This window comes from Chloroflexota bacterium, from assembly GCA_016235055.1.
In the GTDB taxonomy this organism is placed as follows: domain Bacteria; phylum Chloroflexota; class Anaerolineae; order JACRMK01; family JACRMK01; genus JACRMK01.
The window spans coordinates 14,899-36,509 of sequence record JACRMK010000085.1; the positions used below are offsets into that span (position 1 = coordinate 14,899).

Consider the following 21,611-nt stretch of genomic DNA (forward strand, 5'->3'; position numbering starts at 1 on the left):
TGAGGACCATCTCATGACAAGCCGGCATTGGAAAGTGTCCGTCCAAAGTCAAAATGAGAATTGCTGGCGCAATCGTTTTGCGTTTGCTATGCGAAAATGCTACAATCCTTCGCACCATTGTGAAGGATGCCACAAGCATGGACTGGTTCAGCATAACCCCACTCGGGCCCGGCCTCTGGCAGATCGCGGAGCCGATCGGGCGCATCGAGCCGCGCTTCGGCGTGGAAACCGTGAACATGCACCTGATCGCCGGATCGGAGCGCGCCGCGCTGATCGACACCGGCATGGGCGTCGCACGGCTGCGGCCGGTTGTCGAATCGGTCTGCGGCCTGCCCGTCACCGTCTACAACACACACTTCCACTGGGACCACAGCGCGGGCAACGACGAGTTTGAGCAAATCGCCATATACAAGGACGAAGTCAAACTGCTGGCCCGCCCACAGGACATGGCCGGCGTACGAGCGCAAATGGCGACGCCGGAGGTGCAGGCGATCCTGCCCGGCGATTTCGACAGCACCCAGTACGGGTTCCGTCCCACCGAGGCGCAGACCGCGCTCGCCGATGGCGACTGGATCGATCTGGGCGGGCGCAAACTGCAAGTCCTGCACACGCCGGGCCACTCCATCGGCCACGTCTCGTATTTCGACGAGGCCAATGGCCTGCTGTGCTCCGGCGACACTGCGTACCGCGGCCCGATGTACGCCTGCTTCCGCGGCGGCAGTCCGGCCGCCTTCACCGCCAGCGCGCAGCGGCTCGCCGCGCTGTCCGATCGCGTGCAGTTGATTCTGCCCGGCCACAACGAGACCATTCACGGCGGGGCGTTCCTGCGCGAGCTGGCCGCCGCCGCGCAGAGCGCGCTCGACGGCCGTGCGCCGCTCGACCCGCCCGACGATTTCATCGGCGGACGCGCCGCGCGTTTCGACGCGTTCTCCATCTGGCTCCCCAAGTAGGCAATCCCATGGGCTGGTTCGATATCAAGCCGGTCACCGGCACCGTCACGGCCATCATGGAACCGGGTCACGACGAGGAAGTGATCTCCTACCTCGTCACGGGCGTGGGCGTCGCCATCCTGGTGGACACCGGCATGGGCGTTGGCGACCTGCAGTATGAAGCGCAGCAACTGACGCGGCTGCCGCTCGCGGTCGTCAACACGCACGCGCACTACGACCACCGCGGCGAAAACTTCAAGTTCAGCCAGATCGCCATTCACGCGATCGAAGCGCCGGCGTTGGAACAGGAGTACGGCAACGACAAGCTGCGCGTCAAGGCGACGCCGAGGCGCTTTACCCGCCCGACACCGCGTGGCTTCTCGGCTGCAACATGGACTATCCCGCCCAGCAAAGCGACGCGCATCCTGCACGACGGCGACACCATCGATCTCGGCGATCGCGTGCTCGAGGTGCTGCACACGCCGGGCCATTCGCCGGGGCATATCTGCCTGCTCGACCGCACAGAGCGTTGGCTGATGACCGGCGACCTCTACTATCCCGGCAATCTGTTCGCGCACTTCGAGAACTCGGACATTCACCAGATGCTGGCCAGCGCGCAGCGACTGGCGGCGCTGCAGCCGGCCATCGACAACGTGCTGCCCTCGCACAACCAGACGCCGATGCCGGCGCACGAACTGGGCCGGCTGGCCGACGGGATCCAGCAGATCGTCGACGGCCGGGCGACCTGGGAAGCGCGGCACACCGAATGGGGGCCGGTCAAACGATACCCATTCGGATCGTTCGCGGTCTGGACCCGATAGGGCGCGGCACCCGGCGATTCTCCGTGTATTTTTACGGTGCGCCCGCCATAGCGCGCCGAACCCCATCCCACCAAGAGGAAGAGAAAACTATGCTACTTGTCGGAAGCAGCAACGCCCAGGTCGGATTTGAAGCCGGTATGCAGGTCCTGCGCGACGGCGGAAACGCCATCGACGCCGTCGAAGCAACCATTCGCCTCGTCGAATCGAATCCGGAAGACCACAGCGTCGGCTACAGCGGCTTGCCCAACGTGCTGGGCGAGGTCGAACTCGACGCCAGCATCATGAACGGCCACACGCTGGCCTCCGGCGCCGTCTGCGCCGTGCACAACTACGAGCACGTCATCAGCGTGGCCAAGGAGGTGATGCTGCGGCTGCCGCACGTCATGCTGGCCGGCCCCGGCGCGGAGCGCTTCGCCAAGGAGATCGGTATGAAGAAGCGCAACCTGCTGACGCCGGAATCTGAAGCGATCTACAAGGGCAAGGCCGGGCGCGAGGCCAACCAGCGCTACAACCTGCTGCGCGACCTGGTCAACAAGGCGACCAAGGACCCCCAGATCGCGGCCTCGCTCAAGGACTACCACGACGAGGTGTTCGGCACCGTCAACGTGATCGCCATCGACAAGCACGGCGACATCGCCAGCGGCGTCAGCACCAGCGGCTGGGCGTGGAAATACCCCGGCCGCGTCGGCGACTCGCCGATCATCGGCGCGGGCAACTACGCCGACAACCGCTACGGCGCCTGCGCTTGCACCGGCTACGGCGAGATGGCGATCCGCGGCGCGACGGCGCACTCGGTCGTGCTGTACATGAAGACCGGCAAGTCGCTGGTCGCCGCCGGGCGCGAGGCGATGAAAGACCTGCGCCGCCTGACCGTGCCGTTCCCGCCGGGCATGAACCTGGTGGCGATCGACGCGCAGGGCAAGCACACGGCGATGACCACCGAAACCGACCGCGCCGTGACCTACATCTACCAGACCGAGAAGATGCCGGAGCCGGCCCTCAAGCCGCGCATCGTCATTCCGCTGACCAAGAAGCAACAGAGCGCCGGCTAGGCCGCAAGGAGCAACCTATGGGCATCGCACTGCTTAAGCAACTGGTTGAGGCGCACGGCATCGCGGGGCGCGAAGAGCGCATCCAGCCGATCGTCATCGAGGCGATGAAGCCGCTGGTCGATGAGATCCGTATCGACGCGCTGGGCAACGTCGTCGGGCACAAACGCGGCGACGGCCAGACGCGCGCCGTCATCATGGCGCACATGGACGAGATCGGCTTCCTGGTCAACCATATCGACGACAAAGGCTTCCTGCGCGTGCTGCCGGTCGGCGGTTGGGACCCGCGCACGATGATGGCACAGCGCGTGATCGTGCACGGCCGCAAGGACCTGCCGGGCATGTTCGGCATCCCGAAGCCAATCCACATCTTGACCGACGAGGAGCGCCGCAAGGTGCTTCAGCTCAGCGACTACTACATCGATCTCGGCCTGCCGGTTGAGACGGTCAAGGCGCAGGTGCAGGTCGGCGACTGGGTGACGATGGACCAGGACCTGCTCGAGGTCGGCGACCTGTACTCGTCGAAGACGATGGACGACCGCGTCAGCGTGTACGTCATGCTGGAGGCGCTGCGCGCCGCCCGCTCGACCACCGCCGACATCTACGTTGTCGCCACCACGCAAGAGGAAGTCGGCCTGCGCGGCGCGCAGGTCGCCGCGTTCGGCATCATGCCGACCGTGGGACTCGCGCTCGACATCACGCTGGCGGTCGACACGCCCGGCGTGCCGGAACAGGAACATGTGACCCGGCTCGGCGCGGGCACCGCAATCAAGATCATGGACTCCTCGGCCATCTCCGACGCGAAGCTGGTGGACTTCTTCCGCCAGATGGCCGTCGAGCGCAACATCAAGCACCAGATCGAGATCCTGCCGCGCGGCGGCACCGACGCGGGCGGCATGCAGCGTGCAGGCGCCGGCGTGCCGGTCATCACCGTCTCGATCCCGACCCGCTACGTGCACTCGGTGGTCGAATCGGTACACAAGGGCGACCTGCAGGCCAGCATCGACCTGACGCAGGCGTTCATCGAGGACGCGCACAAGTTCAAGGGCCAGGCGGGCACGGTCAGTATCAAGTAGGTGCAGGCAGGCTAATCTTAGTTCACGGAACACGATGAAACGGGTATCGGTATTCGGTTCGGGGCAAGTGAAAGACGGCGACCCCGATTATGTTGAAGCACACGAGATGGGCCGCCTGCTGGCGGAGTCTGGCTACGCCGTGACCAGCGGCGGCTATTTGGGTGCGATGGAAGCCGTGTCACGCGGCGCCAAAGAAGGCGGCGGCACGACACGCGGGATCACGATGACGATCTTTGACCCGCGCCCGGCCAACCCGTGGGTGGACGAAGAAGAGAAGGTGATCGATTTCTTCATCCGCCTCGAGAAGCTGATTCACGGATCGGACGCCTACGTCGTCCTGCGCGGCGGCATCGGCACGCTGGTGGAACTGTCGCTGGCGTGGAGCCTGCTGCAGACGAACTGCCTGTCGCCGCGCCCGCTGGTCGTCGTCGGCGACGCGTGGGCGGCGCTGTTCGAGTCGTTCCGGCGGCACGCCATCGTGCGCGAGCGCGACTGGCAGCATGTCCAGTTCGTGCAGACGCCCGCCGAGGCGCTGGCGTTGATCGACCGGCACTTCAAAGCACAAGATCAATAGACCGGTACGGCGCTGTCCAGCGGCTACGGGCCGCTGGACGCTTAGCGCATCTCGGCTATGTCCTGTGCAGCGGGGTGTACGCCCCGCTCCGCGCCTGAGGCGCGGGCACAGGATGAAGGCCGAGACGCAGCGCCACCGGCATCATCACGAGGAGCTAAACGCATATGAAACAGACGGCAAAGAAGATCATCCTCGCCTATTCGGGCGGGCTTGACACGTCGGTGATCCTGCATTGGCTGAAAGCCAACCACCCGGGCGCCGAGGTGATCACGGTCACGGCCGACGTCGGCATGGGCAACGAACTCGACGGGCTGGAGGAGAAGGCCAAGAAGACCGGCGCCAGCAAGGCGTACATCCTCGACGTGCGTGAGGAGTTCATCACCGACTACATCTATCCGACGCTGCGCGCCGGCGCCGTCTACGAGCGCAAGTACCTGCTCGGCACGTCGTTCGCGCGGCCGCTGATCGCCAAGAAGATGGTGGAGATCGCGGAGAAGGAAGGCGCCGATGCCGTGGCGCACGGCGCCACCGGACGCGGCAACGACCAGGTGCGCTTCGACATGACGGTCATGGCGCTCAACCCGCGCCTGCAGATCATCGTGCCGTGGCGCGAGTGGAGCCTCAAGTCGCGCAAGGACCTGCTCGACTACTGCGACGAGAACGGCATCCCAACCACTGCCTCGCGCACCAAGATTTATTCGCACGACAAGAACCTGTTTCACTACAGCACCGAAGGCGGCCTGCTGGAAAACCCGTGGAACGAGCCGGTCGGCGACGGCATCTTCGAGATGACGATGGCGCCGGAGAAGGCGCCCGATCAGGCGACCATGATCGACATCGACTTCGAGGAAGGCTACCCGACCAAGGTCAACGGTCGCGAGATGCAGCCGGTGCAGATGATGGACTACCTGAACAAGGTCGGCGGCGAGAACGGCATCGGCCGCGTCGATCTGGTCGAGAACCGCCTGGTCGGCATGAAGTCGCACGGCATCTACGAGACGCCGGGCGGCACGATCCTGGTCGAGGCGCTGCGCGACCTGGAGACGCTGACGCTCGACCGCGACAGCGCGCACTTCAAGGAAGTGGTCGCGCTGCGCTACGCCGAGCTGGTCTACTACGGCCAGTGGTTCACCCCGCTGCGCGCCGCGATCGACGCGTTTGTCAACGTTCTGCAGAAGCGCACGACCGGCACCGTGAAGCTGAAGCTGTACAAAGGCAACGTCACGCCGGTCGCCCGCAAGGCGCCGCGCGGCCTGTATCGCGAGGACTACGCCTCGTTCGACGACGAGGAAGTATACAACCAGCACGACGCCGAGGGCTTCATCCGGCTGTTCGGTCTGCCGATGAAGATTCGCGCGCTGGTGGACTACAACATGCCGGCCATCGACGAAGTGGAGATGTACTCGCGCTTCAAGCGCGACTAGCCGCGTTGCCCGCGCGGCGCTGTTCAGCGGCTTCGGGCCGCTGAACGCTTAGCGCGTCTCGGCTATGTCCTGTGCAGCGGGGCGTACGCCCCGCTCCGCGCCTGAGGCGCGGGCACAGGATGAAGGCCGAGACGCAGCGGCCGCCGTATGCCGTTGACCAGACCCGAAGGGCATGCCCTTCGGGTCTGCATTATGCTGTTTCACGTTAACAATGTTCCCATTCGCATCGCGTGCTCCGGTCAAGATGTAACGCCACCCCCCTCTTCCCCTTGCCCCTTCTCCCCCAATTTGTGGGGGAGAAGGGGTACTGGGTATTGAGGATTGGCGCGGCGGCAGAGCCGCCGCGCCAATCCTCTTTGTTCTTTCCCCGCTCCCCGCTCGCGGGGAGGGGGCCAGGGGGAGGGGCAAGGCCTTTGGCCCGCCGCTTGAGATCATGCGATACTGAAAGGGGACGAGCTTATCGTGAAATGGCGTTATGTCTAACCTACCCGACGGGAGTTTGCCTTATGCCGCTCTGGGGTTCTGCTTTCACCAAACCAACCGCCGACTTGATGCGCAAGTTCCAGGATTCGCTGCCGTTCGACCGCCGCTGGTACGCCGAGGACATACGCGGCAGCCAGGTCTTCGCCAAAGCGATCCAGCAGATCGGGCTGATCAGCGCGGAGGAACTGGCGCAGATCCAGAACGGGCTGGCGCGCGTGCAGGCCGAGTTTGACGCCGGCACGTTCGCCATGCTGCCCAACGACGAGGACATCCACACAGCCGTCGAGCGCCGTCTGACGGAGTTGATCGGCGACGCCGGCAAGAAACTGCACACCGGCCGCAGCCGCAATGACCAGGTCGCCACCGACGCGCACCTGGCGATGCTGAAGACCGTCGCGCAGACGAGCGCGCAGGTGCTCGACCTGCAGCGCGCGCTGGTCGAGCACGCCACGGCGAACCCCGACGTGATCACCGCCGGATACACGCACATGCGCCGCGCCCAGCCGATCCTCTGGTCGCACTACATCATGTCGTTCTTCTGGATGCTCGAGCGCGACCGCGAGCGGCTGGCCGACCTGGCCAAGCGGACGAGCATGAGCCCGCTCGGCGCGGGCGCGCTGGCCGGCAATGCCTTCGGCATCGACCGCGAGCAGTTGCAGCGCGAGCTCGGCTTCGAGCGCATCTACGAGAACTCGCTCGACGCGGTCAGCGACCGCGACTTCGTCGTGGAGTACCTGTTCTGCGCCTCACTGATCGCCGTGCACCTTAGCCGGCTGGCCGAAGACCTGATTATCTACTCGACCGACGAGTACGGCTGGGCGCAGATCGATGACGCGTACTCGACCGGCTCCAGCATCATGCCGCAGAAGAAGAACCCCGACTCGCTCGAACTGATTCGCGGCAAGACCGGCCGCATCGTCGGCGCGCTGAGCGCCATGCTCGTCATGCTCAAAGGCTCGCCGTCCTCTTATGACAAGGACTACCAGGAGGACAAGGAGGGCCTGTTCGACACGGCCGATACACTGACTATGACGCTGCCGATCATGACCGACATCATCCACACGCTGGTCATCCGACCGGAGGGCATGGCGCGCTCGCTGGACGACGGCCTGCTGGCAACCGACGTGGCCGACTACCTCGTGCGCAAGGGCCTGCCGTTCCGCGAGGCGCACCACGTCGTCGGGCGGCTGGTGCGCGACTCGCTGGAACACCAGCGCCTGCTGCGCAGCTACACGCCAGCCGAACTGCTCGTCTTCTCGCCGAAGTTCGAGGCCGACGTCGCCGATGTGTTCGACTTCCGCAAGTCGGTCGAGCGCCGTAGCGCGACTGGCGGCACTGCGCCCGAGGCGGTCCGCAAGCAGATCGAGCGCGCCCAGGCGCGCCTGGCGCAGGCGGCCGTCTAGCCGATTGGCGCATGCGCCGAACGGCGGTAAAATTGCCCCGATACCGACACGGAGGAAGACCGCACCCATCATGAGCAACCCGAACGAGCAGGCCCCGTTAGAAATCAAGCGCGCGCTGATTGTCATGGCGCACCCGGACGATCCGGAGTTTGGCGCCGGCGGCACGAGCGCGAAATGGAGTAAGGAAGGCGTCGAGGTCGCGTACGTCATCGTGACCGACGGCTGCAAGGGCAGCGACGACCCGGAGATGACGTGGGAGAAGCTGATCCCGCTCCGCCAGGTCGAGCAGCGCGCCGCCGCCGCCGCGCTCGGCGTGAAGAACATTACCTTCCTGACACACCGCGACGGCGAGCTGGCAAACAGCCTGGAAGTGCGCCGCGACATCTGCCGCGAGATCCGCCGCTTCAAGCCCGACGTGGTGCTGACGCACGACCCGACGACGCGCTACGGCTTTCCCGGCTTCATCAACCACAACGACCACCGCGCCAGCGGCGACGCCACGCTCGACGCGGTGTTCCCCGCGGCCGGCAACCGGCTGTACTTCCCGGAACTGCAGGCGCTCGGCTTTGAGCCGCACAAGGTCCGCCTGGTGCTGCTGACCGGCAATCCCAACCCGGACTACTTCGTGGACATCACGGAGACGTTCGAGCAGAAGATCGATTCGCTGCGCGAGCACAAGAGCCAGATCAAGGACGTCGAAGGGCTGCGGAAGCGCCTGTCAGAGCGTCACACGAAGATCGGGGAGGCGCACGGCATGAAGTACGCGGAGGCGTTCAAGTCATTGAAGATGGGCTAGCCGGCAGCCCGCGATGCGCCTCTACCGCGCCGTTAGCGAAGCCGAGTTTGAGCAGTTGCTGGAGACGGGCCGCTTTCAGATCATGCCAGGCACGCTGGAAGGCAAGTTCTTTGCGGAGACGCCGGATCACGCGCGACAATGGGGACAGTTATTCGGTGGACCGTTCCATGTCATTGAGATCGACTTGGATGACTTGGTAGCCAATCAGTTGATGCGCATCGAACGTCTGGACGGAATCGGGCCGGCACGCTTTGCGAGAGTTGATGAGCTGGCAATGGCCCGCGTCCGGGGAGAGTATCTTCCATGAACCCGACTGTCAAGGCGATTATTCGCTGGACGCCCCGAGAGGCAGGCGGCCGGCAAGCGCCGCCGGTTGGACCGCGCTACTCAACGGTGGCACATTTCGCGGAGGATCAGAGCGACATCCATCTCGAAGCCTGGGGCATCGTCGCCGAATTTGACGAGGCACAAACACGCACCGACGGCACGCTTGTGCGGATACGCTTTCTATCCTCCGACGGCCCCGTGCAGTACTTGCACCCCGGTAGCCGTTTTGAGTTGTACGAGGGAAAGCAGGTCGTGGCGCGCGGCGAAGTGCTGGCCGAAGCAGAGCAGTTGGCCTCCATCAGTCCGCCCGCAGCAGCGTTAGTCAAAGAGAATCCGGTGAACGCGTATATGACCACTTCAGACACCCAACCGAGCATCGAAGCGCTGAACGCCGAGCTCGCCGAGAAGGAAGAGGCGCTGCGCAAGCTCGTGCGGCAGATCGACCAGATCAGCCGCACCGAGTTCCGCGACCGCGCGCAGCGGCTGCGTATGATGCGCGACCAGCGCACCGCGCTGGAAAGCGCGATCGACGCGCTCAAGACCAAGCTCACGCAGGCGGGGCAGTAAGCGCCCCCCATCTTCATCCAGGATCACATTTCATGACGAATGCCACTCTCCGCGTCGCCGACCGGGTGCAGAACTTCACCGAGTCGGTCATACGCGAAATGACGCGGCTGAACAACATCTACGGCGGCATCAACCTGTCGCAGGGCTACCCGGACTTCCCGGCGCCCGACGCGATCAAGGAAGCGGCCGTCAAAGCGATTCGCGATGACGTGAACCAGTACGCCGTGACGTGGGGCGCGCCGAACCTGCGCCGCGCGCTGGCCGAGAAGTATGCCTGGTTCAACGGCATGCCGATCGAGGCCGACAAGCACATCACCGTCACCTGCGGCGCGACCGAGGCGATGATCGCGGCGATGCTGGCCACGCTCAACCCGGGCGACAAGTTCATCGTCTTCCAGCCGTTCTACGAGAACTACTGGCCGGACGGTATGATCTCCGGGGCGCAACCGATCTTCGTGAACCTGCAGCCGCCCGAATGGGTCTGGAACCCGGACGAGTTGCGCACGGCGTTCAAGCAGGGCGCGCGCGCCATCATCCTGAACAATCCGAACAACCCGACCGGCCGCGTCTTCACGCGGGCTGAGCTGCAATTCATAGCCGACCTGTGCATCGAATACAACGCGCTGGCGTTCACCGACGAGATCTACGAGCACATCATCTACGACGGGCGCAAGCATATCTCGCTGGCGACCCTGCCCGGCATGGCCGAGCGCACCATCACGATCAGCGGCATCTCGAAGACGTACTCCGTGACCGGCTGGCGCATCGGCTACTGCATTGCGCCGGAAGAGATCAGCAAGGCGATCCGCAAGGTACACGATTTCCTGACCGTCGGCGCGCCCGCCCCGCTGCAGGAAGCCGCGGCGGTGGCGGTGCAGTTCCCGCGCTCGTACTACGACCAACTGGTCGTGGGCTACACGCGGCGGCGCGACCTCTGCCTGCGCGCGCTGTCCGACGCCGGCTTCAAGTTCCACCCGGTCGAAGGCGCGTATTATGTCATGTGCGATTTCAGCGCGTTCGGCTACACGCACGACGTCGAGTTCGCGCACTACCTGGTCAAGGAAGTCGGCGTGGCCAGCGTGCCGGGCAGCTCCTTCTTCATGCCGCAGGAGCTGGGACGCTCGCAGATTCGCTTCTGCTTCCCCAAGAAGGACGAGACGCTCATCGCCGCCGGCGAGCGGCTGACACAGCTCAAAAGAGCATAGCCCGCACGCCAGGCAGGCACGCAGCAAGGGCAGGCCATCGGGCGCTGCCCTTTTGTCTACCGTACGGAGGTTGCACCATACACCGATCATTGCTGGCCGCGTTCATCGCCGTTCCGATGCTGGCGCTCACGGCGTGCGATGCCCCCGCCTCGCCGACCATGCGCATGACGGTCGACCAGGTGCAGGAACATCTCGATGCCTCCTGGAAAGCGCTCGACCGCGGCACCAAGGTCCTCTGGGTACCGGTCAACTCCCCGTTCTTCCCGGCCGAGTGGCCGCCGACGAAAACAACGCTCTGGACGCAATATGTCTATGCGCAGGGGATCGAGCCGGGCGGCCTGGTCGACGCGGTGCGCGTCTCGGCGGCGTGGGCGCGGATTGAGCGGCGTTCCGGCGAGGATGCGGTCAAGGTAGTCGAGCTACTCACGAAGCTGGAGATTGCCGGCACGCAGGGCGTGACGCCGCTCAGTACCGAGGCGGTAGCGGTGCTGGCCAAGCGCGACGCCGTGACGGCGTACGCTCTCAAGTTGACCGCCGCGCCGGTAGAGGGCGATCCGGCTACAGCCGACCTGCGCGCGTTCTACCGCGAGTGGCTGCGCACCAACGGCGCGTTTGCGGCGCTGGTCAAGAAGTCGCACGAGGCGTTCTTTGCCTGGCTGGCGAATTAGCCCGTTGCCGCGCACGAAGCACAAACGCCGCCGGTCAGATCGACCAAGCGGTGTTTTTGTTATTCGAAATGCACTTGCTTATACTGTTTCAACTTGAGATTGGTCCCTTGGCCTGTCATGCTGAACGCGAAGGCAAGACCTTCTGAATACGGTGCGCCGCGCGCGTGAAGCATCTCAACCCACTGCTCAAATATCGTGCGACGCCACCCCATGCCAACGATTTTAGGTCCTTCGCGCGCGCAGCAGTCTGAAAGGGAAGGCATGACATCCGCGCTCAGGATGACAGCCTCAGGCGCGGCTTGCTCATCGTGACATGACAACAAGCTGATACCGTATTACGGCTTTTCAAGCCCGTGCGCTTCCAACAGGTCCGCATCCTCCAGCAGTTTCTCCGTCGGCCCGTCGGCGACAATGCGGCCGTTGTCCATCACGACCATGCGCGGGAACAGATCGCGCACCATGTGCAGATCGTGCGACGAGCACAAAATCGTCTGCGGCAGTTCGCGCAACAGGTTGATCAGGCCGCGCCGCGCGCGCGGGTCGAGGCCCGCCGACGGTTCGTCGAGCACCAACACGTCAGGCCGCATTGAGAGCACGGTCGCGATCGCGATGCGCTTCTTCTCGCCAACGCTCAGGTGATGGGAGACGCGCCGCGCGTAGTCGGTCATGTGCACCGCTTCCAGCGCCTGCATCACCCGTATGTGCACCTCGGCCTGCGCCAGCCCCTGATACATCGGACCGAACGCCACATCATCATAGACGGTCGGCGAGAAGAGCTGGTCATCCGGCGCCTGGAACACCAGTCCAACGGCGGCGCGGATACGACCAATCGTCTTGTCGCCCAGTTCGATGCCAGACACGACGATCTTGCCTTTGCCGCGCAGGATGCCGTTCAGGTGCAGCATCAGCGTCGTCTTACCCGCACCGTTGGGCCCGACCAGCGCCACCTTCTCGCCGGGCGCGACGCGCAGCGAGATGCCGAACAGCGCTTCGTGGCCGTCCGGGTACGCGTATGTGAGGTTGTCGAGTTCAATCGTGTGGTGCATGTTAATCAGCGGATGTGTTAGCGGATAAGCGGATAGGGCGCACTAACTTTCGAAGAACCCCTTAATTCCGCGCTTGTCATTCGCGTGGCTTCCAGAGAAAGCGTTCGACCTTGTGCTTCCAATCATCTGTTTTGCGTGGCGGTAGAATGCGCCGATATTCGAGCCGTCGCCGCCCGAAGTTGATCAGCATGCCAACCGGTGCATTGCTGGCAATCAAGTAGCCGATAACCTGTGCCACTTCCTCGTCGGTGAGCAGATGCTGCAAGGCCTTGACCTCGACGACGATCTTGCCCTCGACCCACTGATCGATGAACATACGGCCAAGCCAGTTATCGCCATCGTACACATCGATCTGATGCTCTTCCTCGACCGTCAACCCATCTGCGAGCAGTTCGGCGGTCAGGGCGCGATGATAGTGCGCCTCGCGCAATCCCGGACCGAGCCGGCTATGAACACGCATGGCCGCGCCGATGATGCGGTACGTCAGATCAGCATGTGGAATTCGAGGATCCAGGGGCATTGACTACCACGCTCCGCGCGAGAATCAAATCCTGACTCGACCAGCCTTCCTATCCGCTTATCCGCTGTCTATCCGTTGAGCAGCGACACGACCAACAAAACCGCCAGCAGAGCCATTCCCCCCGCCAGCGTGAACCAATGACGGCCGGCCAGTGGCGGCAGCGGGAAGTGCCGCACCTCGCCATCGTAGCCGCGCGCTGCCATCGCCAGGTAGATGCGGTCGCCGCGCTCGAGCGCCCGCAGGAATAGGTTGCCGGCCATGCCGCCCGTCACCCGCGCGCGCCACGCCAGGCTGCCGCCCACGCGGCGGCCCGGTTCCCCGCTCTCGCCGCTGCGCGCCGCCCGCGCGCGAATCAGCCGCAGGACTTCATCGGCCAGCACGAACAGGTAGCGCCACATCAGGCCAAAGATCGCCACCAGCAGGCGCGGCACGCGCACGGCGCGCATGGCAACCAGTAGATCGGGAAACGACGTGCTGGCCGACAGGACGATGGCCGCCTGCACCGAGATCCACGACTTGACCGCGATACTGGCGAAGCGCACCACGCCGTCCTGCGACACCTGAAGCGTCCACGGTCCCAGCGGCAGTTCCGCCAGCAGTGGCGGCCCGGCCGTGAGCACCAGCGGCAGCGCAGCCAGCACGAACGGAAACGCCAGCGCCGAGCGCCCGAGCACATAGCGCACGCCGAGTTCCGAAAGGATGATGACCGAGAGCACGACGGCGAACAGCAGCAGATACGCCGCCCACGCACCGAGCGGCATCAACGCGGCAGTCAGGATGCACGCCACCGCCAGCACAAACTTGATGCGCGGATCGAGCGCATGAATCGGGCTGATGCGCGGGCGGTAGGGGTCAAGGAAGTGAGCGTGCATGGATAAAGCGCGGCCCTGCCGTGCCCGGAGGCACGCGCAGGGCCATTGCGGTCTTAGTGCGCCGGCAGGTTCTTGCGGTTGCGGCGAATGTAAGCGGTTGCGCCCGCCGCGCCAAACACAATCAACATGCCGACGACGCCGGAAGCGATCGTTGCGGCAGCTTCGCTGCCGATGCCCGGGAGGCGGTAATCCGGGATGAGCTTGATCGGCGACTGCACCTGGCGGTTCGTGAAGTGCTGCTGCTCGGCAAACCACTCCAGCCCGTCCGGGTCGGCCGACGCCAACGGAGAAACGACCGCCAATGCCAACGCCAGCGCCAGGCCAGCGACCAGAATGCCACGCCCGCCCCGCACCGGCGCCGTGCCCTGCTCCAGCATGTCGCGGCGCGTGGCGCGCAGGAACGACACCGCGCCAACGGTGATCAATCCCTCACCGATGCCGATCAGCAGGTGTACGCCGCCCATCGCCGGGATCGCCAAATTGGCGGGCGAGGTGCCCGATAGCGCCAGTTGCAGGCCCACGGCCAACGACGTGACGACGATCGACGCCCAGGCCGACAGGAACGCCGCGGCCAGCATGCCGCCGGCGCGCCCGCCCGACAGCCGGGCGACCAGCCGGTACGTTGCATACGCGACCGCCGTGGCCACGATGCCCATGTTGAAGATATTGGCGCCCATCGCCAGCAGACCGCCATCCTGAAAGATCAGCCCCTGCACCGCGATAACGCACGTCATAATCAGGATCGACGCCCACGGCCCGAGCATGATCGTCGCCAGCGCCGCGCCGACCAGATGGCCCGAGGTACCGGCCGCCACGTTGAAGTTCAGCATCTGCCCGGCAAAGATACAGGCCGCCAGCACGCCCATCAACGGCACCTGCCGCTCGCCCAGGTCCGTATTGACGCGCTTCAACGCATACGCCACGACGATGGCTGTCGCGGCCCAGAAGAACAGGGCGACGAGCACCGACAGGAAGCCGTCGGGAATGTGCATCGGAACCGGTGAAGCCAGCATGGGTGAATCCCCCCTGTAATTATGAGTGCCGGGCCTTGGCCGGTCTGGGCTGACAGGCCTGGCACAGGCCAAATACCGCGAAATGATGAATGGAGGCCTCGAAGCGATATTTCTTTCGCAATGCCGCCTGCAGCGGAGCCAGCAAGGCGTGATCGAACTCGCCGACCTCGCCGCACAGGCTGCAAACCATGTGATGATGTGGTTCATCACGGTTAACCTCGTACTGCGCGCTGGCCTTGCCAAAGTCGGTCACCGTGATCACGCCCTCGCCCGCCAGCATATCCAGCGTGCGGTAGATCGTCGAGCGGTTGACGTACGGATGCTTCTTCTTCACCCGCTGGAACACCTCGTCGGCGGATACATGCCCGTCGCTCTCCTGCATGGCCGCCAGGATCATGACGCGCTGTGGCGTCACCCGGTAGCCGCGCTTGCGCAGGCTGTCAATGATCGGGTCGTGCGCGCTCAGGCTTTTGCGTGTGGTCATGGTCGCTCTATTTCATTGTAGGGTGCGATCCGAATATTGGCAAATGGGAATAGTTGTAATAAGGAATAGGCGCAAAAAGGGTACGCCTTGGCGCGCCCCGGCCTGCATCGTTATACCGCCTGCGCGCGCGACGCGGGCAGCCCCGCCAGCCATCCCGCCCAGTCCGGGTGATCGCCGGCGTAGCGATTGTAGTGCGCCTGCAACAGCACGCCGCCGGCGCCGATCAGGAACGAGGCGTTCATCTGCAGCATGTCCTGATCGGACAAGCCCGTATTGTGCCCGGCCGCCGCGCCGCGCACGTACGCCTTCCAGGCGCGCGGATCGGTGAGCTCTCTGAGCAGGTTCAGCTTACCGATCCGGTACGCACGGTAGGCGTTCTGCTGCGAGTCTGCCAGACAGAGGATCTGTTCGGAAAAGCGCCGGCCGAACAGCGTCACCTCGCTCGGCTTGCCCAGCGTGACCGCGACGATGCGCGCGCCGCGCCCAGCGAACTCCGGCTGCATCTGGGCCAACTGGCCCATCGCCTCCTGGCAGGTCACTCAGCCAAAGTGGCGCAGGAAGGTCAGCAGAACGGCATGCTCGCGCCACAGCGACGACAATGCCACACGGCTCAGGTCGCCGGCGGTCAGCGACAGGTCCGGCGCGCGATCGCCGACGGACAGGTAATTCGTGCTCACGGGGATTCCTTGCTTGAAAACTGTACGACGGCGCCATGGGCCTGCGCGGAACTTATATCGCCCACGATGGCGCGTGTGATGCACTGACACATATCGGGGGCGCCACGTGCGCCCCCGACCGCTGCTCCAGTCTATCTACGGCGCCTACCGACCCTCTTGTACGCTATCTCCATGCCTCGCCATCCCGCCCTGCTCTCAATACGCGCTACACTACCGTCTGAATTGGCGGCAAACGGAGCACAGTCATCTTGCGAAAAGTCCACGTCAGGCGCGGTATGCGCAGTGGCGAGCCCCGCTCATGGATCACTCTCTGGAGATAGATCAAGGCAACGCCTACAACACAAGGGGCCAGGTCGTGAGTTGGTTGCACGGACGAGGCCCAGACGCTTTGTGCAATTACAGAGCGGTACACGACGCCTCAAAGGGCGGGCGCGGAAACCGCCCCCTACGGCAGACGGCGGCGTTTGATTTCGATCGATTTCAAAGACTGAGACGAAATTTGCCGTTTGGGCCGGTTTTGTTGAGCCTGGACGGGTTATTTTTCAAACGAAACTGGCAGGATTCAAACGGCTCAACGGCAAGTGACGCAATATGCCCATGAAGATTAGTATAGCACAAATGTTCTGTCTGTCAAGTGAGGAGAATGAGGTTTAAGGTTGGGGACGTGACCTGCGGAGCTGGACTGGATGCCGGCGCTCCTGTAAACAGACTATGCCGTGGCCGTATCAATCAACGCCAAATTGCGGGACGGCGCGAAGACTGCGCCCCCTACGACACGGTGGACGGCGGGCCACAGCAAAGCTTCGTTGGTCCTGAGCGTCACCCACCGGGCGCCGACTCGGCGCCGAAGAAACGGCGGCGATAAAAGAGCAGGGCGACCAATCCGATCCCGACGCCAAACCAGAGAGTGCACAGGCGGATCAGCAGCGTGGCGGCCACAGAGAGCTCGCGCGACAGCCCGGCCAGCAGGACGAGCAGGCCGCCGAGGCTGGCTTCTGCTGCGCCGAGCCCGCCCGGCAGCGCCGAGACAGCCCCGACCACCGTTGAGAAGGCGAAGATGAACGTCGCCTGCAGGAGCAGCGTCTCCGAGGGCGCGATGCCAAGCCCAATCAGCGTCAGATAGAAGGCCAGGCACTCACCCGCCCATGACACCATGCCCACAAGGATCGAAATGACGAGGTTGCGCCAGCGGAAGAGCGTGTACGAGCTTTCGTACAGTTCGTGGAGCTGGTGCATCATGCGCGAAACGGCCGGCAACCGCTCACCCGCCGCCAGCAGCCGCAGCGACAGCGTGCGCGACTGGGTAATCGCGATCACGCCGCCGATGCCGGCCAGCAGCACGACGATGACCGGCAGCGCCTGCTGGTAAAACGCGAGACCCGCCAGCGACAGCGCGATCATTGCCAGCCCGTCGGTCATGCGCTCGGCGAAGATGATCGGGGCGGAGCGCGCCACCGGCACGCCGTCGGTGACGCGCAGCATGTACGCCTTCAGGAACTCGCCGACCTTGGCCGGCGTCATGACCATGCTCATCGACGACAGGAAGATCGAGACGGAACGCTCGACCGGCAGGTGCGCGCCGATCAATCCGAGATACCAGTGCCACTTGACCAGCCGCAGCGCGTAGTTCAGTAGCGTCAGGCTGATGATGGCCGGCAGATAGCCCCACTGGAAGTTGCGCAGCGCGGCCAGCGTCTGCGGCAGGTCGGCGAAGAACGCCAGCGCCGCCAGCACAACGAGTCCGAAGACCAGCCCGGCAATCAGCTTGCCCTTGAGATCGTTCCAGGACATGGCCGAGCTAGCGCGCCAGGTCCGGGCACTCGGACTGGATCGCCGGCTTCATCTCGACCAGCGAATCCTGAAACGCGCTAACCACCTGCGCCACAAGCGCGTCGGTGTAGACGGTAGACACGTTGAGCACGCCGGAGCGCGAGGTCAGCACGCCGCGATTCAGCAGGCCGAGGTGCAGCATCTCGCGCAGGATGGGTCGCACGCTGGCCACGCCGGTGTAGTCGCGCACCGGCTGGGCCGTCAGGTGGAAGCCGACGAACGAGCCGTAGCCAGTCACCTGCCCGCGAATGCCCTGCTCCTCCAGTACCTCGACGAAGCCGCGCCGCACCGCATCGCCCATCGCGTTGGCGTGCGCGATCTTCTCGCGCGTCAGGTGCTCCATCGCGGCGAAGCCGGCCGCCATTGTGACCGGGTTGCCGTTGAACGTACCGGCGTGGTTGATCTTGGCATGCGCGGGATTGAACAGTTCCATGATCTCGGCGCGGCCGCCAAACGCGCCGACCGGAAACCCGCCGCCGATGATCTTGGCGAACGCCGTCAGATCCGGCTCGACGCCGTAGACCGCCTGCGCGCCGCCGTAGTCCAGCCGGAAGGTCATCACCTCGTCGAGGATCAGCAGCGCGCCGTGCGTCTCGGTCAGGCGCCGCACGGCGGGCAGATAGCCGCGCTCCGACGGCACGAAGCCGGCCGAGCCCATGACCGGCTCGACGATGACTGCCGCGATCTTGCCGCGGTTGGCTTCCAGCACGCGCTCCATCGCCGTCACATCGTTGAACGGCACGCTGACGGTCAGACCCATCAGCGCCTGCGGGATGCCGGCGCCGCCCGACACCGAGTCGTGCGTGCCGTGGTAGCCGCCGTCGACCTTCACGATCATCTCGCGGCCGGTGAAGGCGCGGGCGGCGCGCACCGCCATCATCGTGCCTTCGGTGCCGGAGTTCGTGAAGCGCACGCGTTCGACCGACTTGACGCGCTCGCAGATCAGCGCGGCCAACCGGACCTGCGCGGCATTCGGCGCGCCAAACGCGGTGCCGAGCGCCAGTTGTGACTGTGCCGCGTCGAGCACCGGCTTGAAGGCGTTGCCGTGAATCAGCGAGGTGTAGTTGTTCAGGCCGTCGATCAGCGTGTTGCCGTCGATGTCGGTCAGGATCGGCCCCTCGCCGCGCGCCATGTAGGTCGGGTGCGGGGTGAAGGTGGTCGAGGTGCGCGTGTCGCCGCCGGGCAGCGACTTCTGCGCCTCGGCGAACAGCGCGGCCGACTGCGGCGTGCGCTTGCGGTAGGTGGCTTCAAGTTGGCTGCGGGTCTCTTGCAGGCTGGGCATGGTATCCTCCGGATCATTCGGAACGGTCTGCGCAGAAGTATAGCGAGAGTCGGCGCGGGTGACAAGCGGGAGCAGGTGGAGGCAGCAATTCTCATTTTGGCTTTGGACGGGTACTTTCCAATGCCGGCTTGCTATGAACTGGCCCCCCTCTGGTGCTTGTCACGCAAGCTGGCTCGACAAGAAAGCGGCGTTGCCCTCCCCCCGACCCCCTCCCAACTTCGTTGGGAGGGGGCGAGATTCTAATGGGAGGTGCGCGGCGGCTGCGCCGCCGCGCACCTCCCCGTTAGCTTTTCCCCTGCTCCCCGCGCGCGCGGGGAGCAGGGGCCGGGGGATGAGGGGGCAACCTGGTGGACAGACTCCAAATTGAGAATTGCTGGGGTGGAGGTCTCGCGGCTCCGACGATCGATGCGGCGGTCGACGTATCGTGGATACGCGCAGAATCAAACGATAGCGCTGCTTGTTCTGCCGAGGCCCGCCGTGAGAGTACAGTCTCACCCATGTACGCTTGTCCCGGATTATTAGGGCAGTTTGTCACTATCACGCGATCCTGCTTCGGTATATAGTCTGGCAAGCGCAGCCCGCGATCCCACAGGCTATATTTCCGCGCCTGAACGACAACGGTCAAGGCACGTGACGGAGGCACCATGAACGTTTCTCGTCGCGCAGCTTCCCTGGCAGTTTTCATCCCGGCACTCGTCCTCTTTGCTCTTGTGTGGCTGTTTCCCGCTCCAATGTCCGCGACTGCCCCGGCGCATGAAGCTGCATCCGGCGCAGCCGCAGCCTTGTCGAGTCAGACGGTGGTCACCATTACGGCGGACGGTTTCAACCCCGGCGTGCTGACCGTCTCAACAGGCAGCACCGTCACATGGCACAACGCCACCGCGCTGACGCAGACGGTTCGCAGCGGTGTTCCGTATCACCTGTATTTGCCGGCGATCATGAGAGGCAGCAGTGGCGGTACGAGTTCGCCGGTGGATCGGTCCCCGGCAAGCAACGGTCCGGGAAGCACAGCCAATTATGTCGTCGTGGTGCCGCCGGGCGGCGACAGCCAGTACGCGTTTAGCCTGGCTGGCGATTACCCACACTACCTGGCCGGTACCCCAAATCAGACGGGGCATATCGTCGTTGTGGACGTTCCGGACTTCGTGCTCGTGACCAGCCCGATTTCACAGACGGTGGTGCAGGGTCAGGCTGTTACCTACACGGTCGCGCTGACGGCAGCATACGCATTCAGCGCACCGGTGGGGCTGAGCGTAACGGGATTGCCATCAGGCGCCAGCGCCGCGTTTGCGACCAATCCGCTGACGCCAACGGCCGGCACCGGGCTCGTGGTGACAGCGTTGCCGACGGCGACCGTCGGCGTGTACCCGCTCATCGTCACGGCTGACGGTGGCACGATCACGCACACCACGGCGATCACTGTCGCGATCGATGCGTACCAGGTCAACGTGTGCGGCAGCATCGCAGACGATACCATTTGGGACGGCAAGCACCTCTACGTGGTGACGTGCGTCGTCAATGTAAGCAGCGGGGCCGCGTTGACGGTCGAGCACGGAGCGATCGTCAAATTCGGAAGTAGCAGTCCGCAATTGCAGGTGGACGGCCGGTTGCTCGTCGTCGGAACGAGCGCGCGGCCTGTGTACTTCACCGCGCTGACCGACGATACCATCGGCGGCGATACCAACAACGACGGCGCGGCCACTTCGCCCACCCCCGGCTATTGGCAGAGCATCATGGTCCGCAGCGGCGGCCGGGCTGAGATTGACCACGCCGTTGTCCGCTACGGTGGCTACTGCAATGGCTGCACCGGCGGCGGCATCGTGTACGATGGCACGGCGCTCAACCTGAGCAACTCCATCATCGCGTACAACGGCAGCAACGGCCTGCTCGCCACCGGCGCTGGCCTCACCGTCAGCGCCACCCAGTTCCTCACCAACACCGCGTACGGCCTCTACGCCTACGGCAACGGCCAGACCATCAGCCCGCTCATCCGCAACAACACCTTCACCGGCAACGCCACCTGGGCGGCGTACCTGAGCTTCGCCGCCGCTAACGAATACCTGAGCGGCGATGCGCGCATGTCCGGCAACAACGGCTCCAACAACGCCTTCAACGGCATCGGCCTCTACGGCACCATCACCGCCACCACCGTCCTGACCGCCAATGCCGGCTTCCCCTACCTCGTCACCAATTTCCTGAACGTGCTGGTCAGTCAGACCCTGAGCATCCTGCCCGACGTGGTCTTCAAGTTCTCGAATAGCAGCCCGCAGCTTCAAGTGGACGGGCTGTTGCAGGTCATGGGGACGGGCGCGCGGCCTGTGTACTTCACCGCGCTGACCGACGATGCCGTCGGCGGCGATACTAACAACGACGGCGCGGCCACTTCGCCCAGCCCCGGCTACTGGCAGAGCATCATGGTGCGCAGCGGCGGCAGCGCCTCCCTCGACTATGCCATCGTCCGCTACGGCGGCTACTGCTACGGCTGTGCCGGCGGCGGCATCGTGTACAGTGGCGCGGCGCTCAGCTTGACCAATTCCGTTGTCGCCTACAACGTCAACAGCGGCC

22 protein-coding genes are annotated in these 21,611 nt (G+C 64.6%); 13 read left to right on the plus strand and 9 right to left on the minus strand.

Features of this window, described 5'->3' with window-relative positions; all coding sequences use genetic code 11:
* Positions 1 to 137: 137 nt before the first annotated feature.
* The 12 genes from HZB53_20500 to HZB53_20555 all read left to right on the plus strand — a co-directional run bounded on the left by HZB53_20500 (position 138) and on the right by HZB53_20555 (position 11,322).
* The gene (locus tag HZB53_20500; GenBank protein ID MBI5880037.1) at positions 138 to 950 is read left to right on the plus strand and encodes an MBL fold metallo-hydrolase; all 813 of its coding nucleotides are present in this window, start codon (positions 138 to 140) and stop codon (positions 948 to 950) included.
* Between the two features lie 8 nt (positions 951 to 958).
* Entirely contained in the window at positions 959 to 1,750 is a 792-nt protein-coding gene (locus tag HZB53_20505) for an MBL fold metallo-hydrolase (protein ID MBI5880038.1), read from the plus strand.
* A gap of 89 nt (positions 1,751 to 1,839) precedes the next feature.
* Positions 1,840 to 2,802 carry a N(4)-(beta-N-acetylglucosaminyl)-L-asparaginase gene (locus HZB53_20510; protein MBI5880039.1) on the plus strand — a complete coding sequence of 321 codons (963 nt, stop codon included), beginning with the start codon at positions 1,840 to 1,842 and terminating at the stop codon, positions 2,800 to 2,802.
* 17 nt (positions 2,803 to 2,819) lie between these two features.
* Positions 2,820 to 3,875, plus strand: coding sequence for a M42 family metallopeptidase (locus tag HZB53_20515; protein MBI5880040.1), 1,056 nt, complete (start codon positions 2,820 to 2,822; stop codon positions 3,873 to 3,875).
* Between the two features lie 34 nt (positions 3,876 to 3,909).
* Positions 3,910 to 4,449 carry an LOG family protein gene (locus tag HZB53_20520; GenBank protein ID MBI5880041.1) on the plus strand — a complete coding sequence of 180 codons (540 nt, stop codon included), beginning with the start codon at positions 3,910 to 3,912 and terminating at the stop codon, positions 4,447 to 4,449.
* Positions 4,450 to 4,613: 164 nt separating this feature from the next.
* Complete coding sequence (locus HZB53_20525; GenBank protein MBI5880042.1) at positions 4,614 to 5,873, plus strand: argininosuccinate synthase; 1,260 nt, start codon at positions 4,614 to 4,616, stop codon at positions 5,871 to 5,873.
* Between the two features lie 506 nt (positions 5,874 to 6,379).
* Complete coding sequence (gene argH, locus HZB53_20530) at positions 6,380 to 7,759, plus strand: argininosuccinate lyase (GenBank protein MBI5880043.1); 1,380 nt, start codon at positions 6,380 to 6,382, stop codon at positions 7,757 to 7,759.
* A 70-nt stretch (positions 7,760 to 7,829) separates the two neighbouring features.
* A complete protein-coding gene (locus HZB53_20535) occupies positions 7,830 to 8,555 on the plus strand; it encodes a PIG-L family deacetylase (protein MBI5880044.1) in 726 nt (241 codons plus the stop codon).
* 13 nt (positions 8,556 to 8,568) lie between these two features.
* Positions 8,569 to 8,862, plus strand: coding sequence for a hypothetical protein (locus tag HZB53_20540; GenBank protein MBI5880045.1), 294 nt, complete (start codon positions 8,569 to 8,571; stop codon positions 8,860 to 8,862).
* Positions 8,859 to 9,449 carry a hypothetical protein gene (locus tag HZB53_20545; GenBank protein MBI5880046.1) on the plus strand — a complete coding sequence of 197 codons (591 nt, stop codon included), beginning with the start codon at positions 8,859 to 8,861 and terminating at the stop codon, positions 9,447 to 9,449. Before HZB53_20540 ends, HZB53_20545 begins: the two co-directional genes overlap by 4 nt.
* Positions 9,450 to 9,481: 32 nt before the next feature.
* The gene (locus HZB53_20550) at positions 9,482 to 10,654 is read left to right on the plus strand and encodes an aminotransferase class I/II-fold pyridoxal phosphate-dependent enzyme (protein ID MBI5880047.1); all 1,173 of its coding nucleotides are present in this window, start codon (positions 9,482 to 9,484) and stop codon (positions 10,652 to 10,654) included.
* An 89-nt stretch (positions 10,655 to 10,743) separates the two neighbouring features.
* On the plus strand, positions 10,744 to 11,322 hold the full coding sequence (locus HZB53_20555) for a hypothetical protein (protein ID MBI5880048.1): 579 nt from the start codon (positions 10,744 to 10,746) through the stop codon (positions 11,320 to 11,322).
* Between the two features lie 335 nt (positions 11,323 to 11,657).
* On the opposite strand, the gene HZB53_20560 is transcribed toward HZB53_20555, so the two are convergent.
* The 9 genes from HZB53_20560 to HZB53_20600 all read right to left on the minus strand — a co-directional run bounded on the left by HZB53_20560 (position 11,658) and on the right by HZB53_20600 (position 19,046).
* Positions 11,658 to 12,368, minus strand: a complete 711-nt coding sequence (locus tag HZB53_20560) for an ABC transporter ATP-binding protein (GenBank protein ID MBI5880049.1) — start codon at positions 12,366 to 12,368, stop codon at positions 11,658 to 11,660.
* Positions 12,369 to 12,444: 76 nt separating this feature from the next.
* Positions 12,445 to 12,888, minus strand: a complete 444-nt coding sequence (locus tag HZB53_20565) for a GxxExxY protein (GenBank protein MBI5880050.1) — start codon at positions 12,886 to 12,888, stop codon at positions 12,445 to 12,447.
* Between the two features lie 68 nt (positions 12,889 to 12,956).
* On the minus strand, positions 12,957 to 13,760 hold the full coding sequence (gene cbiQ / locus HZB53_20570; protein MBI5880051.1) for a cobalt ECF transporter T component CbiQ: 804 nt from the start codon (positions 13,758 to 13,760) through the stop codon (positions 12,957 to 12,959).
* A gap of 53 nt (positions 13,761 to 13,813) precedes the next feature.
* A complete protein-coding gene (locus HZB53_20575; GenBank protein MBI5880052.1) occupies positions 13,814 to 14,773 on the minus strand; it encodes an energy-coupling factor ABC transporter permease in 960 nt (319 codons plus the stop codon).
* Between the two features lie 19 nt (positions 14,774 to 14,792).
* Positions 14,793 to 15,257 carry a transcriptional repressor gene (locus tag HZB53_20580; GenBank protein ID MBI5880053.1) on the minus strand — a complete coding sequence of 155 codons (465 nt, stop codon included), beginning with the start codon at positions 15,255 to 15,257 and terminating at the stop codon, positions 14,793 to 14,795.
* A 110-nt stretch (positions 15,258 to 15,367) separates the two neighbouring features.
* Positions 15,368 to 15,778 carry a hypothetical protein gene (locus tag HZB53_20585; GenBank protein MBI5880054.1) on the minus strand — a complete coding sequence of 137 codons (411 nt, stop codon included), beginning with the start codon at positions 15,776 to 15,778 and terminating at the stop codon, positions 15,368 to 15,370.
* Positions 15,779 to 15,796: 18 nt separating this feature from the next.
* Positions 15,797 to 15,934, minus strand: coding sequence for a hypothetical protein (locus tag HZB53_20590; GenBank protein ID MBI5880055.1), 138 nt, complete (start codon positions 15,932 to 15,934; stop codon positions 15,797 to 15,799).
* Positions 15,935 to 16,753: 819 nt separating this feature from the next.
* Positions 16,754 to 17,725, minus strand: a complete 972-nt coding sequence (locus HZB53_20595) for a flippase-like domain-containing protein (GenBank protein MBI5880056.1) — start codon at positions 17,723 to 17,725, stop codon at positions 16,754 to 16,756.
* A gap of 7 nt (positions 17,726 to 17,732) precedes the next feature.
* The gene (locus HZB53_20600) at positions 17,733 to 19,046 is read right to left on the minus strand and encodes an aspartate aminotransferase family protein (GenBank protein MBI5880057.1); all 1,314 of its coding nucleotides are present in this window, start codon (positions 19,044 to 19,046) and stop codon (positions 17,733 to 17,735) included.
* A 797-nt stretch (positions 19,047 to 19,843) separates the two neighbouring features.
* Between HZB53_20600 and HZB53_20605 the strand changes: the two genes are divergently transcribed.
* Positions 19,844 to 21,611, plus strand: a 1,768-nt coding sequence (locus HZB53_20605; protein MBI5880058.1) for a hypothetical protein, incomplete at its 3' end; no start/stop codon positions are given.